Annotated in this window: 16 protein-coding genes and 1 tRNA gene; 5 read left to right on the top strand and 12 right to left on the bottom strand. The window is 61.8% G+C overall.

Features of this window, described 5'->3' with window-relative positions; genetic code table 11:
• Positions 1 to 53 precede the first annotated feature (53 nt).
• The 4 genes from ACP7B1_RS00600 to ACP7B1_RS00585 all read left to right on the top strand — a co-directional run bounded on the left by ACP7B1_RS00600 (position 54) and on the right by ACP7B1_RS00585 (position 4,120).
• A complete protein-coding gene (locus ACP7B1_RS00600; protein ID WP_223614147.1) occupies positions 54 to 1,232 on the top strand; it encodes an ABC transporter substrate-binding protein in 1,179 nt (392 codons plus the stop codon).
• A gap of 61 nt (positions 1,233 to 1,293) precedes the next feature.
• Positions 1,294 to 2,361: an ABC transporter ATP-binding protein gene (locus ACP7B1_RS00595; RefSeq protein ID WP_223614010.1), complete on the top strand. Its 1,068-nt coding sequence runs from the start codon at positions 1,294 to 1,296 to the stop codon at positions 2,359 to 2,361.
• 8 nt (positions 2,362 to 2,369) lie between these two features.
• Positions 2,370 to 3,272 carry a sugar ABC transporter permease gene (locus ACP7B1_RS00590; RefSeq protein WP_346307870.1) on the top strand — a complete coding sequence of 301 codons (903 nt, stop codon included), beginning with the start codon at positions 2,370 to 2,372 and terminating at the stop codon, positions 3,270 to 3,272.
• A gap of 2 nt (positions 3,273 to 3,274) precedes the next feature.
• Positions 3,275 to 4,120, top strand: a complete 846-nt coding sequence (locus tag ACP7B1_RS00585) for an ABC transporter permease (RefSeq protein ID WP_223614012.1) — start codon at positions 3,275 to 3,277, stop codon at positions 4,118 to 4,120.
• Positions 4,121 to 4,166: 46 nt separating this feature from the next.
• Here the strand turns inward: ACP7B1_RS00585 and ACP7B1_RS00580 are convergent, their stop codons facing one another.
• The 9 genes from ACP7B1_RS00580 to mepA form a co-directional block, all read right to left on the bottom strand.
• Positions 4,167 to 5,693 carry a UxaA family hydrolase gene (locus tag ACP7B1_RS00580; protein ID WP_346307869.1) on the bottom strand — a complete coding sequence of 509 codons (1,527 nt, stop codon included), beginning with the start codon at positions 5,691 to 5,693 and terminating at the stop codon, positions 4,167 to 4,169.
• An 82-nt stretch (positions 5,694 to 5,775) separates the two neighbouring features.
• Positions 5,776 to 5,955 (bottom strand): hypothetical protein, encoded by a 180-nt coding sequence (locus ACP7B1_RS00575; RefSeq protein WP_346307868.1) that lies wholly within the window; start codon positions 5,953 to 5,955, stop codon positions 5,776 to 5,778.
• 250 nt (positions 5,956 to 6,205) lie between these two features.
• Positions 6,206 to 6,290 (bottom strand) — tRNA-Leu (locus ACP7B1_RS00570).
• Positions 6,291 to 6,482: 192 nt separating this feature from the next.
• Positions 6,483 to 7,103, bottom strand: coding sequence for a 2,3-bisphosphoglycerate-dependent phosphoglycerate mutase (locus ACP7B1_RS00565; protein ID WP_223614016.1), 621 nt, complete (start codon positions 7,101 to 7,103; stop codon positions 6,483 to 6,485).
• A gap of 27 nt (positions 7,104 to 7,130) precedes the next feature.
• A complete protein-coding gene (gene dapB / locus ACP7B1_RS00560; RefSeq protein ID WP_346307867.1) occupies positions 7,131 to 7,955 on the bottom strand; it encodes a 4-hydroxy-tetrahydrodipicolinate reductase in 825 nt (274 codons plus the stop codon).
• A complete protein-coding gene (locus ACP7B1_RS00555; protein ID WP_346307866.1) occupies positions 7,952 to 9,784 on the bottom strand; it encodes an ABC transporter ATP-binding protein in 1,833 nt (610 codons plus the stop codon). Before ACP7B1_RS00555 ends, dapB begins: the two co-directional genes overlap by 4 nt.
• Before the next feature lie 165 nt (positions 9,785 to 9,949).
• Positions 9,950 to 10,978 carry a glucokinase gene (locus ACP7B1_RS00550; RefSeq protein ID WP_105734066.1) on the bottom strand — a complete coding sequence of 343 codons (1,029 nt, stop codon included), beginning with the start codon at positions 10,976 to 10,978 and terminating at the stop codon, positions 9,950 to 9,952.
• Between the two features lie 44 nt (positions 10,979 to 11,022).
• Positions 11,023 to 11,415: a methylglyoxal synthase gene (locus tag ACP7B1_RS00545; protein WP_223614019.1), complete on the bottom strand. Its 393-nt coding sequence runs from the start codon at positions 11,413 to 11,415 to the stop codon at positions 11,023 to 11,025.
• 422 nt (positions 11,416 to 11,837) lie between these two features.
• Positions 11,838 to 12,827 carry a penicillin-insensitive murein endopeptidase gene (mepA, locus tag ACP7B1_RS00540; protein ID WP_403180977.1) on the bottom strand — a complete coding sequence of 330 codons (990 nt, stop codon included), beginning with the start codon at positions 12,825 to 12,827 and terminating at the stop codon, positions 11,838 to 11,840.
• 157 nt (positions 12,828 to 12,984) lie between these two features.
• Between mepA and ACP7B1_RS00535 the strand changes: the two genes are divergently transcribed.
• Positions 12,985 to 14,025 (top strand): zinc-dependent alcohol dehydrogenase family protein, encoded by a 1,041-nt coding sequence (locus tag ACP7B1_RS00535; RefSeq protein ID WP_346306122.1) that lies wholly within the window; start codon positions 12,985 to 12,987, stop codon positions 14,023 to 14,025.
• 7 nt (positions 14,026 to 14,032) lie between these two features.
• Here the strand turns inward: ACP7B1_RS00535 and ACP7B1_RS00530 are convergent, their stop codons facing one another.
• Genes ACP7B1_RS00530 through ACP7B1_RS00520 form a run of 3 tightly spaced genes read right to left on the bottom strand, consistent with a single transcriptional unit; the run spans position 14,033 to position 16,772 of the window.
• The gene (locus ACP7B1_RS00530; protein ID WP_346306164.1) at positions 14,033 to 14,902 is read right to left on the bottom strand and encodes an SDR family oxidoreductase; all 870 of its coding nucleotides are present in this window, start codon (positions 14,900 to 14,902) and stop codon (positions 14,033 to 14,035) included.
• Positions 14,902 to 16,080 carry a tRNA epoxyqueuosine(34) reductase QueG gene (gene queG / locus ACP7B1_RS00525; RefSeq protein ID WP_346306123.1) on the bottom strand — a complete coding sequence of 393 codons (1,179 nt, stop codon included), beginning with the start codon at positions 16,078 to 16,080 and terminating at the stop codon, positions 14,902 to 14,904. Before queG ends, ACP7B1_RS00530 begins: the two co-directional genes overlap by 1 nt.
• Complete coding sequence (locus ACP7B1_RS00520) at positions 16,080 to 16,772, bottom strand: glutathione S-transferase family protein (RefSeq protein WP_105734061.1); 693 nt, start codon at positions 16,770 to 16,772, stop codon at positions 16,080 to 16,082. The genes queG and ACP7B1_RS00520 overlap by 1 nt, the downstream gene beginning before the upstream one ends.
• Positions 16,773 to 16,858 lie beyond the last annotated feature (86 nt).

The raw sequence follows: 16,858 nt of genomic DNA, 5'->3' as shown, positions 1-16,858 counted from the left end.
CTGGAGGATGGCCACCGATCGCTAAACCGGGAACAATTGGGAGGAAGACAATGATCCGCATCACGCGCAGGCAAGCCATTGGCGGTTTGGCCGTTCTGGCAACGCTACCGGCAACACGTCTCTTTGCACAGGGGAAACTGGCATTGCCGACATCCCCGGTGACGCTCAATGTTGCCGACGTCGCGGGCAATCTCGCCCTGACGCAGAAGGCCATCGAGAACTATGCGGCTGCCAAGCCCAACCTCGTTTCCAAGATCACCTTCACCAAGGCGCCTGCGCCGGAACTTCCGGGGAAGCTGAAGGCGCAGCAGGCGGCCAACCGGCTCGATATCGATCTGGTGCTGACCGGAACCGACGCCCTGTCCGCCGGACTGGAGCAGGATCTGTGGGTCAAGCTGCTGCCGGATCATTCCGCGTCGCTGCCCGATCTGAAGGCGATCTACCAGGAACCGGCGCATCGCATGCTGGCGCTGGGCAAGGATCATGGCGTCGTCGTCACCTATTATCCCTCCGGGCCGCTGCTTGAATACATGCCGGACCGGGTGAAGAAGGTCCCAACGACCGTCGAGGAGCTTCTGGCCTGGGCCAAGGAAAATCCGAACAAGTTCCTCTATGCCCGTCCGGCCAATTCCGGTCCGGGACGGACTTTCCTGATGGGGCTGCCCTATCTGCTCGGTGACAGCAATCCGCACGACCCGGTCAAGGGTTGGGACAAGACCTGGGCCTATCTGAAGGAGCTGCACAAATATATCGAGTATTACCCGACCGGCACCGGCGCGTTGATGAAGGAGCTCGGCGAAGGCACGCGTGACATGACGGTCTCCACCACCGGCTGGGATATCAATCCGCGCGTGCTTGGCGTGGTGCCGAAGGAAGCTGCCGTCGCACCGCTGAAGGGTTTCCATTGGGTTGCCGATGCGCATTACATGTGCGTGCCGAAGGGCATTGCCGAGGAAAAGCTCGCCGTGCTGCTCGACCTCATGAGCTTCCTGCTCACGCCGGAACAGCAGGCCTATACCTACGATCAGGGTTATTTCTACCCGGGTCCCGCAGTCAAGGATGTGCCGCTTTCCATGGCGCCGAAGGAAAGCCAGGATGCCTTGGCCGAATTCGGCCGCAAGGAATATGCCGACTGGATTGCCAACAACCCGATCGAGGTTCCGCTCGATCCCGCCGCCATGGTTGTCGCCTTCCGTCGCTGGGACGAAGAAGTCGCCGGCAAGAAGTCCTGATCGATCCATACAATAGCGCCATCCGGGGGAACCCGGATGGCGCGCAATTATGAGGTATCCAATGCTGCTGGCGTCATCGCCATTCCAGGAAATCCGTCTTGACCGTATGAGCCGCGCCTTCGGTTCGCACAATGCGTTGAAGGACGTGTCGCTTTCCATCCGCAAGGGCGAGTTCATCGCTTTGCTCGGCCCGTCCGGCTGCGGCAAATCCACCGCGCTCAATTGCATCGCCGGCCTGCTTGCCACGACGGGCGGCGGCATATTCATCGATGACAAGCGCATCGACACGCTGAAGCCCGAAGATCGCGGTTTTGGCATGGTGTTCCAGAACTATGCGCTGTTTCCGCACATGACGGTGCGCCAGAACATCGGCTTCGGCCTGAAGATGCGCAATGTCGCCAAGGCTGAAGCCGACAAGCGGGTAGAGGAAGCGCTCAATCTGGTGCGCCTGCAGGGGCAGGGGCATAAACTGCCGGGCCAGCTCTCCGGCGGCCAGCAGCAGCGCGTGGCCATCGCCCGCGCCATCGTCATCGAGCCGCCGCTGGTGCTGATGGATGAGCCGCTGTCCAATCTCGATGCCAAACTGCGGCTGGAGATGCGCGCCGAAATCCGCCGCATCCACAACCAGCTTGGGGCAACGACGATCTACGTCACCCACGATCAGGATGAGGCCCTGTCGCTGGCCGACCGTATCGTTGTCCTGCGCGATGGTGAAATCCGGCAGGTGGGCGCGCCGAGCGATCTCTATGAGCGGCCGGATCATCTCGATGTTGCCGAGTTCATGGGCTACCGCAACCGGCTGACCGGAAAGGTTGTTTCGGTCGACGGCGCGCGCGTCAGCGTTTCCGTGGGGAAAGCCACGCTCAGCGGCACCGCGCGCGACAGTCTGAAAATCGGCGACGCGGCTGTCGTCGCTGCCCGCGCCGACGACGTGGAAGCAGGCCAGCGCTCGGAACACACGGTGGAAGCCGTGGTCGAGACCATCGAATACCGCGGCCGCGAATTCGTCGGCACGGCCCGCACCGCCGAAGGGCTGGAACTGGTGTTCCACGCGCCGCAGACGGCGGCGCTCGGCAGTTCCATCTGGCTCGCAATCGATCCGGCGCGTGCGCTGGCCTTCGCCGCGTGAGGCCCGGCATGGCTGTCTCCGCTCCCCCCGTCTATAACCGGTTGTCGCTGCGCCAGCGCCTCGCCCTGCGCGGCATTGACGGCGTGACGATCCTTGTTCTCCCGGCCGTGCTGTTCCTGCTGGCCGTATTCGTCTATCCGTTCATTTACGGGCTGGTCCTGTCCTTCACGCCGAAGGAAGGCGGGATGTTTGCCAACTACCAGAAGTTCTTCTCCGATCCCTTCCTTTATGACACCATCCTGACCACGCTCTGGCTCGCCGTTCCCGTGACGGTCATCAGCATCGCCCTGGCGCTGCCCATTGCCTTCCGCGTGCGCCTGATGACCCGCCAGCGGCTGCTGACGACCATTCTGGTTCTTCCCGTGACGCTTGGCACAGTGCTCGTTGCCGAAGGGCTTTTGAACTATCTCGGGCCGCAGGGCTGGTTCAGCCGGACGCTGATGCTGTTCGGGATGATCGACCGGCCCTTGAAGCTCACCAACAATTACTGGGGTGTGTTTTCCTCGCTGATCATCACCGGCTTTCCCTTCACCTTCCTGTTGACCCTGTCCTACGTCACCGGCATCGATCCGGCGCTGGAACAGGCGGCCGCGACGCATGGCGCAAAGAGCTGGCAGCGCTTCCGTTTTGTCCTGCTGCCGCTGCTGATACCGGGATTGGCCATCGCGTTCTGCCTGTCCTTTGTGCAGGCTTTTGCCGTGTTCCCGTCGGCGGTGCTGCTCGGTGCTCCGGCGGGCCCGACCCGCGTCATCTCCATCGCCGCCTATCAGGCGGCTTTCGAGCAGTATGATTATTCCATGGCCTCGGCCATCGCCATGATCATGGCAACCGTACAGCTCACCATCGTCGTGGCGATCCTTGCCATTCGCAATCTCTTCTATCGCGGCTCGACCGCCGGCGGAAAGGGCTGACCATGATCCGCGATACAACCATTGGTGCCAAGCTTTGGATCACCGCCGTATGGGTGGTGGTCGGCTTCTTCATCGTCAATCTGCTGGCCATGATCGCAACCGTGATCATCTCCTCCTTCGGAACCCGCTGGCTCGGCACATGGCTGCCGGCCGGCTGGACGACGAAATGGTATTTTACCGCCTGGGCCGAATTCCAGCTCAGCGACGTCCTGATCGTGACGTTCCAGATCGTCTTCACGGTTGTCGCGCTCTCCGGCCTGCTCGGCGTCACGGCGGCCTATGCGCTGGCGCGGCGCGAGTTTCCCGGCAAGAAGCTCATCATGCTGCTGTTCCTCCTGCCGCTGCTGGTGCCGCCGATCACCTTCGGCATTCCGCTGGCCACGGTTCTCTATCAGGCGGGGGTCGGCGGAACATTCTGGGGCGTGGTTCTCGCCAATCTGGTGCCGACAGTTCCCTTTGTGATCCTTGTGATGATTCCGTTCATCGAGCAGATCGATCCCAAGGTGGAGGCGGCCGCACGCGTCTTTGGTGCGGGTACATTCCGGCTGTTTCTGCACGTGCTCATGCCGATGCTGCTGCCGGGAATTCTTGCCGCGCTGCTGCTGGTTCTGGTGCGCACCGTGGCGATGTTCGAGCTGACCTTTCTTACGGCAGGTCCGACAAGCCAGACGCTGGTGGTTGCGCTGTACTATTCGGTCTTCGCATCCGGCGTGCGCGCCGTGCAGTCGATTGATGCCATGGCGGTGGTCTATATGGTGACGACACTGGTCTGGCTGCTCATCGCGCTGCGCTTCGTCAATCCGACGCAGATCGTCGCCCGGGCCAAGCAGCAGCAATCGGCGGCCTGATCATGGTCTGAATATGAAAACGGGAGCCATCGGCTCCCGTTTCGGATTACATGGTCGCGCCGATCTGCCACGGCACGAATTCCGCATCGCCATAGCCAAGCAGTTCGGACTTGCTGCGCTCGCCCGAGGCCACCCGCAGCACCTGCTCGAAGATTTCGCGGCCCTTGTCTTCAATCGACACGCCGTCGAGCACATCGCCGCAATTGATGTCCATGTCCTCGATCATCTGGGTATACATCGGGGTGTTGGTGGCAAGCTTGATCGACGGCGTCGGCTTGCAGCCATAGGCCGAACCGCGCCCGGTGGTGAAGCAAAGGATGTTGGCGCCGCCCGCCACCTGTCCCGTGGCGGAGACGGGATCGTAGCCGGGTGTGTCCATGAACACGAGGCCGCGCGCCGTCACCGGTTCGGCATAGCCATAGACCGCCTCCAGCGGCGTGGTGCCCGACTTGGCGACCGCGCCCAGCGATTTTTCCAGGATGGTGGTCAGTCCGCCCGCCTTGTTGCCGGGGGAGGGATTGTTGTTCATCTCCATCCTGTTGCGGGCGGTGTAATCCTCCCACCAGGCAATGATGGATTGCAGCCGCGTCACCGCTTCCGGGTTGGAGGCGCGTTCGATCAAAAGATGCTCGGCCCCGTAAATCTCCGGCGTTTCCGACAGGATGGCGGTGCCGCCCTGCTTGACGAGAAGATCGACCGCCGCGCCCAGCGCCGGATTGGCGGTGATGCCGGAATAGCCGTCCGACCCGCCGCACTGCAGCGCAAGCATCAGTTCCGATGCCGGGATGGTCTCGCGTTTCACATTGGCCGCGGTCGGCAGCATATCGCGCACGGCGGCAATGCCCGCTTCCATGGTCTTGCGCGTGCCGCCCACTTCCTGAATGGTCAGGCTGCGGAACGTATCGCTTTCAACGATGTTGTAGGCTTCCTTCCAGCGGCCGATCTGGAACCCCTCGCAGCCAAGGCCGACCATCAGCACGGCGGCGATGTTCGGATTGGTGGCATAGCCCCACTGGGTGCGCTTGAGCACCTCGTAGCCTTCGCCCTTGACGTCGAGCGCGCAGCCGCCGCCATGCACCAGTGGAATGATGCCGTCGATCGTCGGGTATTCATCGAGTATCCCCGAGCGTTGCACCGCTTCGGCGATGAAGCGGGCGACCGATGCCGAGCAATTGACCGAGGTCAGCACGCCGATGTAGTTGCGGGTGCCCGCGCGGCCATTGGCCCGGCGGAATCCCTGGAATGTCGCCTGCTGCTCAATCGGCAGAATGCCGCCCGCATGGGTTTCGTGGCTGCTGTCGGGCTGGCGGGCAAAGCTGCTGAAATCGAGATTGTGTTCGTGCACCCATTCGCCCGGGGCAATGGGTTTCGACGCCGAGCCGATGATCTGGCCGAATTTGCGCACAGGTTCCCCCAGCGCGATGGGCTTTGATGCGAGTTTATGGCCGCGGGGCACGCGGTCTTTGACGGTCACGTCCTCCACATGCTGGCCGGCCTGAAAGGCATCCACCGCCACCACGACATTGTCGGAGGTGTGCAGGCGCAGATGGCGTGGGGATGTAAGCGTGTCCATAAAAGTCTCCTGAGTGGACTGATATATTAATTCGCCGGACGAGAGGTTGCAATGTGTCAAGGTGACCACAAACACCCGATTTTCATAAACCGACGCCGCCGATACCCGTCACGCCGCGCAGATAGAGGGCAAGCATGATCAAAGCGAGCGTGACGCCGATGCCGGTCCAGTCGATGTGCTTGGTGCGGACGCTGTTGACGATGCTGTAGATCAGGAACAGGACGAGAATGAGCAGTGCGAGAATGATGACAAGCCGGATCATGCGTTGATACTCCGCTGAAACCTTTGCGGCCAGTGTAGCGCATGCCGGCGATCTTGCGAAAACAGATTTGCAGGGAATACAGCGTGCGCCTGCGGGCGCCGGACTGCCATGTGTGGCCTTTTGGTGATGCGGATGAGGGCGGTTGCCGAGGCATCATGAACGCGGGTGAATGATAGACAAGAAAAAACCCCGGAAAACCGGGGCTTTTCTGATCATCCATGGACGTTGGTGTACGTCGGGAGAATGGAAATGGTGCCCAGAAGAGGACTCGAACCTCCACGCCTTGCGGCACACGGACCTGAACCGTGCGCGTCTACCAATTCCGCCATCTGGGCAGCGGGGTCTCATGTAAGGGGCGGGCGGAACTCTGTCAATCCATTTGTCGGGTATTTATCGACCTATTCTCATTCCGTTGCGCTTGTTGCGGCAAAGACCGGCAAATAAGGGTGAAAAGACCAGCACAAACAACAAACCCGCACCGGTGTTCCGGCGCGGGTTCATGCGAATCACAGGGAAACACCGGCCGATCAGGCGGTCAGGATTTCCTTGGATGCAACCGTCGAATCAGCGTTGAGCTTGTAGATGATCGGAACGCCCGTCGCCAGCTCCTGCGCGATGATCTCTTCGCTGGTCAGGCCTTCCAGCGCCATGATGAGGGCACGCAGCGAATTGCCGTGCGCTGCCACCAGAACCGTCTCGCCGCGCAGCACATGCGGCTGCACATCGTGCAGGTAGTAGGGCCAGACGCGGGCGCCCGTATCGCGCAGGCTCTCGCCGCCGGGCGGCGGAACGTCGTAGGAGCGGCGCCAGATATGCACCTGGTCCTCGCCCCACTTGGCGCGCGCATCGTCCTTGTTGAGGCCGGAAAGGTCGCCATAGTCGCGTTCGTTCAGCGCCTGGTCGCGGATCGTCTCGAGCGCCGGCTGACCAACCTCGTCAAGGATGTGCTGCAGGGTCACCTGGGCACGCGACAGCACCGATGTGTACGCGATGTCGAAATGCAGGCCCTTCGCCTTCAGCCGCTGGCCTGCGGCCTTGGCTTCGCTGTGGCCAAGCTCGGTCAGGCCCGGATCGCGCCAGCCGGTAAACAGATTCTTCAAATTCCATTCGCTCTGGCCATGACGGACAAGGACGAGGGTTCCGGACATTGCAATACTCCTGTTGAACGGGAAAAGTCAGGTGTTGAGGCCAAGCACGTCGAGCATGGAATAGAGGCCCGGCTTGCGGCCCTTGCCCCAGAGCGCCGCCTTGACGGCGCCGCGGGCAAAAATCGTGCGGTCTTCCGCGTGGTGGGACAGGGTGATCCGCTCGCCCGGTCCGGCCAGGATGACCGAATGATCCCCGACGACGGAACCGCCGCGCAGCGAGGCAAAGCCGATCGTGCCGTCTTCGCGCGGGCCGGTATGCCCGTCCCGCACGCGCACGCTGTGGTCGGCCAGCGAAACATTGCGGCCTGCGACGGCCGCCTCGCCCAAAAGCAATGCCGTGCCGGACGGGGCATCGACCTTGTGCTTGTGGTGCATTTCCAGAATTTCGATATCGAAATCGTCGGCGCCCAGCGCCCTGGCGGCCTGCTTGACCAGCACGCCGAGAAGATTGACGCCGAGGCTCATATTGCCCGATTTGATCACGGCCGCATGCCGTGCCGCCGCACGGATCTTGGCATCATCGTCAGGCGAACAGCCTGTTGTGCCGATCACGTGGACGATGCGCGCCTGGGCGGCGAGTTCGGCAAAGGCGACCGTCGCGGCCGGAGCGGTGAAATCAAGCACGCCTTCAACGCCGATAAAGACCGACAGGGCGTCGTCGGTGACGGGGATGCCGAGATGGCCGACCCCGGCGAGTTCGCCCGCATCGAGACCGATATGCGGTGAACCGGGGCGCTCGATCGCACCGGCAAGCACGGCCCCGTCGATGGCCTGGATCGCGCGGATCAGCGTCTGGCCCATGCGGCCGCCGGCGCCGACAACTGCAAGCTTCATTTCCGATGTCCCGCTCATTCGGCTGTTCCTGTCACTGGTGCTGGCTGCATGTCATTGTCGTCGATGATGGTCGACTCTTCCTTGCCCTGCAACTGATAGAAGCGCGCATAGATGCCGTTCGGTACCCCGAGCAGGGTTTCGTGCACGCCTTCCTCGACGATGCGCCCCGCTTCCATGACGACGATATGGTCGGCATTGACGATGGTCGACAGGCGATGGGCGATGACGATGGTCGTGCGGCCCTGCATCACGTGTTCCAGCGCCTGCTGCACGCGCTTTTCCGATTCATTGTCGAGGGCCGAGGTGGCCTCGTCGAGCAGGAGAATGGACGCATTGCGGACAAGGGCGCGGGCAATGGACAGGCGCTGGCGCTGGCCGCCGGAAAGGGTCGCGCCGTTTTCGCCGACCTCGGTGCCGTAGCTCTGCGGCTGCAGGCGGATGAATTCGTCGGCATTGGCCAGCTTCGCCGCCTCGATCACCTCTTCATCGGTGGCATCGGGACGCCCATAGCGGATGTTGTCGGCAATGGTGCCCTCGAACAGATAGGGCTGCTGCGAGACATAGGCGATCGACTGGCGCAGGGATTTCTTGCTGACATAGGCAATGTCCTGCCCGTCGATGAGAATGCGGCCGCTGTCGATATCGTAGAAGCGCTGGATGAGGCCGATCAGTGTCGATTTGCCCGCCCCGGACGCGCCGATGATGGCCGTGGTCTTGCCGGCTTCGGCGGTAAAGCTGATGCCGTGCAGCACGGGCACGTCGTTGCCGTAGCTGAAGCCCACATTGTCGAACTGGACTTCGCCTGTCGGGACGGTAATGGGGACGGCGCCGATGCTGTCCGCCTGACGCGGCTCCACATCGAGAATCTCGAAGAACATGCGCGCATTGACCAGGGATCGCTCCAGGCCTACCTGGACCCGCGCCAAGCGCCGAACGGGGTCGTAGGCCAATAGCACGGCGGTCATGAAACCGAACATGGCGCCGGGCGGCTCCATGTTGATGACGGCGCGGTAGCCGGTGTAGATGATCATCGATCCGATGGCGATGCCGGCAATCAGCTCGGTGATCGGCGTCGTGCGCTCGGAAACGCGCGCAATCTTGTTCGCCCGCTCTTCGGCGCGGGTGATCAGGTGACTGATCTTGTTGCGCAACTGGTCTTCCATCGTGAATGCCTTCACAATGGCGATGCCCTGTGTCGCCTCCTGCATGGCGCCGAGGAGATGCGAATTCACCTGCACGGATTCACGATGGATGCTGCGCAGCCGCTTGGCCAGATAGCGCACGGTCAAAATCACCGGCGGTCCGATCAGCAATGCAAACAGCGACAGGAGCGGATCAAGGATGACCATGGTGCTCACCAGGGCAATCAGCGTTGGAATGTCCTTGCCCACCGTCGTCACGGTGATGTCCATGAGCTCGCGAACCCCGGCGACGTTCTGGTTGATCCGTGCGGCAAGCTGGGCCGACCGCGTATCGTGATAGAAATCGAGGCCGAGCTTCATCAGGTGATCGAAAATGCGATGCTGGTAGCGCGCGATGATATTGTTGCCGATCTTCGCCATGACGACCGACTGGGTGTAGGTCGCCACACCGCGGATGACGAAGGCGGCCAGAATGCCGAAGCTGATCGGGAGGATCAGATCCTCGCGCCTCTCGTAGTAGATCTTGTTGATCACGTCCTTGAAGATATAGGCCACGAACGCCGTGGTGAGTGCAACGGCCAGCATCGCGGCAAGGGCGATGGCATAGGATGATCTGTGGTCCCGAAGATTTTCGCTCAAAACACGCCCGATGACACGGCGTGCTTCGTTCGGATCGATTTTCTTCTTCTTGGTCTGATCATTCATGACGGACGGCAACTCGTTCGTATCAAGCGTTCAGGCAACGGTTTCGAGTGGTCGCGCCCTTCTTCAGGCTGACCCTATAACCTTATTGATCCGCCTTGCCTATCGGTTTTGGCCATCGTCGTGAACGGACAGGGCAGGTGTTGCCCTTCTGTCTCCGCGAAAAGTCTAATCCTTGCGCCAGCGGCGGCCCTCGGTTGCCACGCCGAAGCGGGTCGGCGTGCGCGAGAAGGCGGACAGCCCGCTGAGTGCCGCAAGCGGATGTGTGATGATATAGACCGGCGTCTCGGTCAGGATCTGGCGATGCGGTGCCTTGTCTTCGAAGGCTTCACGGAAAGACGGGTGTTTGAGCGGCTCTACGATTTTCTGGACGATGCCACCCGCGAGATAGACACCGCCGCGCGCCATGAAGGTCAGCGCAAAGTCACCGGCAAGACGGCCAAGATAGGTGACGAACAGCGACAGGGTTTCCTTTGCCTCGGCGGATTCGCCGGAAAGGCCGGCCGCGGTGATGTCGGCAGGGCTTTGCAGCGTGGCCGGCGTCCCGGCGACCTTGCAGATCGCGCGGTAAATGTTCTGCAGGCCGCGGCCGCACAACAGCTGTTCGCCGGAAATGCGTCCCTCGATATGTTCGATGTGCGGGAAGAGCTCGAGATCGCGCGCCGTGCGCGGACCGATGTCCACATGGCCACCTTCACCCGGTACGGGAACCCAGCTGTTGCGCGAGCGCACCATGCCGGCAACGCCAAGGCCGGTGCCGGGTCCGAGGACCGCGCGGCTGCCATGCGGGTCTCCGGCGCCGCCGCCCAGTTTTTCCAGATGCTTGGGTTCCAGCGAGACGACGGCCAGCGCCTGCGCCTCGAAATCGTTAAGCACGGTGATGTCGGAAAGACCGAGCGTTTCCATCATCTGGCGCGGCTTGACCACCCAGGCGCAGTTGGTCAGGTCGATCTCGTCGCCTTCCACCGGCCCGGCAATGGCCAGGACCGCCGAGCGCGGCTGGATCGATGTATGGTCGAGGATGGCGTTCTGGATGGCCTCGTCGATGGTCTCGAAATCAGCCGTCTGGATGATGGGGAACTCTTTCGGTTCCGCATAGGCATCGACAAGAATGGCGAAACGCGCATTGGTGCCACCGATATCTCCAACCAGGATTGGAAATTTCATGATGCAATCGGTGTCTGCAGAAGTAACCATAAATTCCGTCCCCAATCTCAATCGTGCTGCGTCATGCTTAACCGTCAATCGGCGCGCAGCAAACCCTTCTTTTGTACAAGAACCTCGGCGGTTGCCCGGTTCAAGGCCATAGGAATGTCATAGACGATGCCGAGCCGCATCAGCGCCTTCACGTCCACGTCGTGCGGCATGGGCGACAGCGGGTCGACAAAGAAAATCAGACCGTCGATCAGGCCTTCGGCAATGAGTGCTCCGATCTGCTGGTCACCGCCGAGCGGGCCGCTTTTGACCCGCGTGATCTGCAATGACGGGCAGGCCTCCATGATCAGTCCGCCGGTGGTTCCGGTGGCGACGATGGTGCAGGGCGCGAGCAGGCTCTCATAGGCGCGCGCGAAAGCCACCATGTCATCCTTTTTCTGGTCATGGGCGATCAGCGCGAGGCGAAAAGGCTGCTGCATCAAGAACTGCTCTGGTCCTGGTCTTAGGGTCAGGACCCATTAATATGACCGAAATGGCGCCTGAAACGGCAAGAAGATGCGAGGAGAGATGCGAAGGGCGGGGTCTTCCCCCCGACCGAGCAGCTCGACACTGCAGCTTGCAGCCGTTTCGGAGTCCGTAGGATACGGTCCATTTGCCCGGCTACATCGTCGCAAAGGACTTGAGAATGGATAAACATTCCCATCGCCTTTGCTCCTTGTATCCAAACAAATGGCCGCGTACCATTTCGACCAGATTAATAGGTCCTGACCCTAAATCGATTGAAACCCTATACTCAATTCGTGCCCGCCTGAAAAGACCGCAGACAAAAAAGACCTGAACCGGTGCCGCCTTGCCACTATCGCCGCCCGGCCTGCATGCCGGCCGGCGGCGGTCCGGTTGTCTATTTCGTCTTTATCCGCTGCTTGGGCAGGGGTACGGCCGATGGCTGGTCCGGCACGACCGCCGGGACATCGCTGCCCGCCGCGGCCTTTGCCCCGAGCCCATAGGTGACCTGATCCACCGATTGCGGTCCCGGCGCATCCAGGATCTGCGCGCAGGCCTTCGGCAGATCCGACAGCATCATGATCTTGGGCTTGACCGGCTTCTCCGGTTCGGGCGCCTTGCGCCATGGTTCGTCGGTGAACCACCAGGCCAAGGACTTGTCACAACCGTCGGATGTGCCGATGGGCTCCTGCGGCTTGCAGTTGGGCGAGCCTGGCTGACATTTGATGCGGACATGGAAGTGATAGAAGTGTCCCCAATAGGGGCGGATCTTGGCCATCCAGCTGCGGTCCCCCTGCACGGTCTCGCAGAGTTTTTTCTTGATGCCCGGATGAACGAAGATGCGCTCGACCTCGTCATAGCTCGCGGCCCGTTTCAAAAGCGCCGCATGGGCGGGCGTCCATCTGTCCGGGTCGACATAGAGCGTGTCGCCCTTCAGCATGGACCTCGCTTCCACCTTTTCGCGCTGGTCGTTGGTGAAGCGGTAATTGGGCATGGGCGTGAGCCAGATATCCGCATCGAGACCGACCTGATGCGAGGCGTGGCCTGTCAGCATCGGGCCGCCGCGCGGCTGCGAGATGTCGCCGACCAGCAGACCCGGCCAGCCGTCCTTGGCGGCGGCGTCATGCGACAGCCGCTCCAGCAGGGCGATCATGCGGGGATGCCCCCAATTGCGGTTGCGCGACAGGCGCATGACCTGCCAGGTCGGGCCGTTGACCGGCAGCGCTACGCCGCCGGCAAGGCAGCCCTTGGCGTAAAATCCCGTCGATTGCGCGGTGCCGAGCGTCGGCAGCCTGACCGCGCCGAAGAGCTGTTTGGCCGGACCGTCCTCGGCAAAAACGGTCGTCGCTGCGGAAAAAGACAGGAGCGCCGTTAGTGCAAGACGCATCAGGGTTCTTGATTTCATGACCACTGTCCACCAAACGAGAGGTAATTCCCGCAAATTTGCGGCGGGAATCCGGGCTTTATGATGGCCAGATTCGCGCGAAAGTCGCAATATGGCAACGAGGTGCGTGCCTCGATCTGATTCGAATGGAAGCCATGTCATGAAAGCAGTCGTCTTCGAGCAATTCGGCCAAGCCCCGTCAATCCGCACGGTGGCCGATCCGGTCCCGGCCGCGACGGGCGTTGTCATCAAGGTCGAAGCAACGGGACTGTGCCGCAGCGACTGGCATGGCTGGATGGGTCACGATCCCGATATCCAGTTGCCGCACGTGCCCGGCCATGAACTTGCCGGAACGGTTCAGGCTCTCGGCAGCCATGTCACCCAGTGGAAGATCGGCGACCGGGTCACCGTGCCGTTTGTCGGCGGATGCGGCCATTGTTTCGAGTGCAACTCCGGCAATCATCAGGTGTGCGAACATCAGTTCCAGCCCGGCTTCACCGCCTGGGGTTCCTTTGCCGAATATGTCGCGGTGGATTTTGCCGATACCAATCTGGTCAGCCTGCCCGATACGCTCGATTTCGCCACGGCGGCGAGCCTCGGCTGCCGGTTCGTGACCTCATTCCGGGCGGTGGTCGATCAGGCCAGGGTGAAGCCCGGCGAATGGGTTGTTGTTCACGGTTGCGGCGGTGTCGGCCTGTCGGCGATCATGATCGCGACGGCCATGGGCGCCAATGTGATCGCGGTCGACCTGACCGAGGAAAAACTTGCCTTCGCCCGTGAACTGGGCGCTGTCGCCACGGTGAACGGGTCGCAGCAGCGGGATATCGTCGGGGCCGTCAAGGAGATCACCAAGGGCGGGGCTCACGTCTCCATCGATGCGCTTGGCCATCCCTCGACCTGTTTCAATTCCATCGCCAATCTGCGCCGCCGCGGCCGTCACGTGCAGGTCGGCCTGATGCTGGGCGATCACGCCCGCGCGCCGATCCCAATGGACAAGGTCATCGCCTATGAGCTGGAAATCCTTGGCAGCCATGGCATGCAGGCCTTTCGCTACAAGGCGCTCATGGACATGCTGGAGCAGGGAAAACTTGCCCCGCAAAAGCTGATCGGCAAGCGGATCGCCCTCGATGAAGCGCCGGCGGCCCTGATGGCGATGGACCGGTTCGAGGGAACCGGCATCAGCGTGGTTACGAAATTTTAGAGCGTGGCTAGCGCCAGCTTCCGTCGCGCCACATCATCGAAAAAGCCGTGCCATAGTCGGGATAGCGGAAGGCAAAACCCAGTTTCTTGATGCGTGCATTGGAGACGCGCTTGTTCTCGCCGTAAAAGGAGCGCGCCATGGGGGTCAGTTCCGCGGTCTCGAAATGGGTTTCGGCCGGCGGTTCGATGCCCATCAGCTCGGCGGCGTAGGCGACCACATCCTGTGGCGGTGCGGGTTCGTCATCGGTGATGTTGAAGACGCCGCCCTCGTTGCGCTCGGCGAGAAAGCGCAGGGCCCTGGCGATATCGTCCACATGGATGCGGTTGAACACCTGTCCCGTCTTGTTGAGGCGGCGCGCCGTGCCATTGGCAAGATTGACGAACGCATTGCGTCCCGGCCCGTAAATGCCGCCGAGCCGCAGGATCGCCAGCGGTACCTTGTGTTCATCGGCCAGTTTCTGCCAGTCATTTTCCGCATCGACCCGTTCGACGGAGCGCGCCGACACCGGATGGCACGGCGTGGTTTCATCGACCCAGGCACCGCCATAATCACCATAGACGCCGACGGTGGAGAGATAGCCGATCCATTGGAGTTTCGGCATGCCGGAGCGGATCGTTTCGCCGAACTGCGCATGAACGGGATCGCCGGTCTGCCCCGGCGACGTCGAAATGACGATGTGGGTCACCTGTTCCAGGGCGCCGACGATTTCCTGCGATGCATGGGTGCCCTGAAACAGGAACGGCGTGATGCCATCCTGTTTGAGTGCTGCGAATTTGTCGTTGTCGCGTGTCGTCCCGCCGATGAAATCCGTTGTGTCGGCCATGATCCGGGCAAAAGCCCGGGCGGAATAACCGGCCCCGAAGAGAAAAATCCGCATCATTGTTTCTTTCCTGCATTGCGCCATTCGGTCAGTACGCTGGCATCGCCCTCCTGCACAGCATAGCGTATTTGCAGCGTAGCAAAATGTGCCGCATCGACAAGCTCCCCGAGCGCCCAGACGGCGGCACCACGCACGATGGGCGCGGGATCGTCAAGATGCCGCTCGACCAACGCAACCAGATCGGGTTGTCCGGAATTGCCGCTGGCGATGAGCACGTTGCGCAGGAAGCGGTCCCGGCCGATGCGCTTGACCGGCGAGCCGGAGAAGAGCGTGCGGAACGCGGCGTCATCAAGCGCGAGGAAGGTTGCCAGGTCCGGGGCTTTCAGATCGTCGCGCGCCTGCAGCTTGGCTTCCCGCGCCATCCCGGCAAATTTGTTCCAAGGGCAGACCGCGAGGCAATCGTCGCAGCCGTAGATGCGGTTGCCCATGGCCTTGCGGAATTCCGGTGCAATGGGCTCCTTGTGTTCGATGGTCAGATACGAAATGCAGCGCCGGGCATCCAGCTGATAGGGCGCCGGGAAGGCATTGGTCGGGCAGATGTCGAGACAGGCATGACAGGTGCCGCAATGATCGGTTTCCCGTCCGTCCGGCTCGAGTTCCGCCGTTGTGAAGATCGTGCCCAGGAACAGCCAGGAACCATGGCTGCGGCTGACGAGATTGGTGTGTTTTCCCTGCCAGCCCAGACCGGCCGCCTCGGCAAGCGGCTTTTCCATCACCGGCGCCGTGTCGACGAACACCTTGACGTTTTCGCCCGTGGCCCGCGAAGCAAACCGGCTGGCGACGCCCTTCAGCTTGCCTTTGATGATATCGTGATAGTCACGGTTCTGCGCATAGACGGAGATGGCCGCCTTGTCCTTCCGCGCGAGGATGTCCAGGGGATTGCTGTCCGGGCCGTAGTTCATCGCCAGCACGATGATCGAGCGCACGTCGGGCCACAGCGTCCGGGGGTCGGCGCGGCGCTCGGCGGTTTCCGCCATCCAGGCCATGCTGGCGTGGCGGCCTTTTTCCAGATAGTGGCGCAGGCGCTCCTCGGCGAGCGGAATGGCATCCGGCCGTGTAATCGCGACAAGGTCGAAGCCTGCGGCCCGCGCCTCCTCGATGATGAATTGTTTCAGCCGCTGCGGTTGCGCCTTTGGCCCTGAACGTGTCGCGGCTTTTGCATCCGCGGGCAGCATCAGAAATCCAGATCGCCGTAATGCGATGACGGCGGCAGGCCGCGCACCCGGTCCGCCAGCAAGGGGCGAAAGGACGGGCGCGATTTCATGCGCGTGTACCAGTCCCGGGCGGCCTTGTATTCCGACCACTTGATCTCGCCGAGATAGTCGAGAATGGAAATCGACGCAGCCGCGGCCATGTCGGCATAGCTTGGCGTCGGGCCGGCCAGCCAGTTGCGCGTCGCGGTCAGCCAGTCGATGTATTTCATGTGTTGGGTGATATTGGCGCGGGCGGCGCGGATGGCAGTCGAATCCGGTGCGCCGCCGCCCTGTTCGGCGGTCATGTGCAGCTTGAAAATGCGCTCGCGCGCCATGTGCCGCGTCACTTCGTTTTCGAACTTGATCAGAAACCAGTCGACGAGACGGCGCACTTCGGCGCGGTTGAGAGAGTCCTCCGGAAACAGGCGGCGGCTGCGCTTCAGGGCGCCGCGCGTCTCATCGATATACTCGGAAATCACCGTGGCGCCGGCAACGGGAACATCGCCTTCCGCCAGCAGCACAGGCAGCGTTCCGGCAGGGTTGAGCGCCAGAAACTCCTTGCGTCTCGACCAGCTGTTTTCCTCGATCAGCTCAACTTCAATATCGTATTCGTTGAGGATAAGCCGGGCATAGCGCGAACCGGTGGACATCGGATGATGGAAAAGCGTCAACATGGCAGGTGTTTCATAAATCTTTCGAACTGGCATTTTATCGGGGGGCAGCGTATTGCTCGGCCGCCCTTGAGTCTATGCGAACCTAT

Origin of the sequence: Phyllobacterium sp. SL163, assembly GCF_049896885.1 — a bacterium.
GTDB lineage: Bacteria > Pseudomonadota > Alphaproteobacteria > Rhizobiales > Rhizobiaceae > Phyllobacterium > Phyllobacterium calauticae.
Note: the sequence above shows the minus strand (reverse complement) of the source record. Positions and strands in the feature narration are given on the sequence as shown.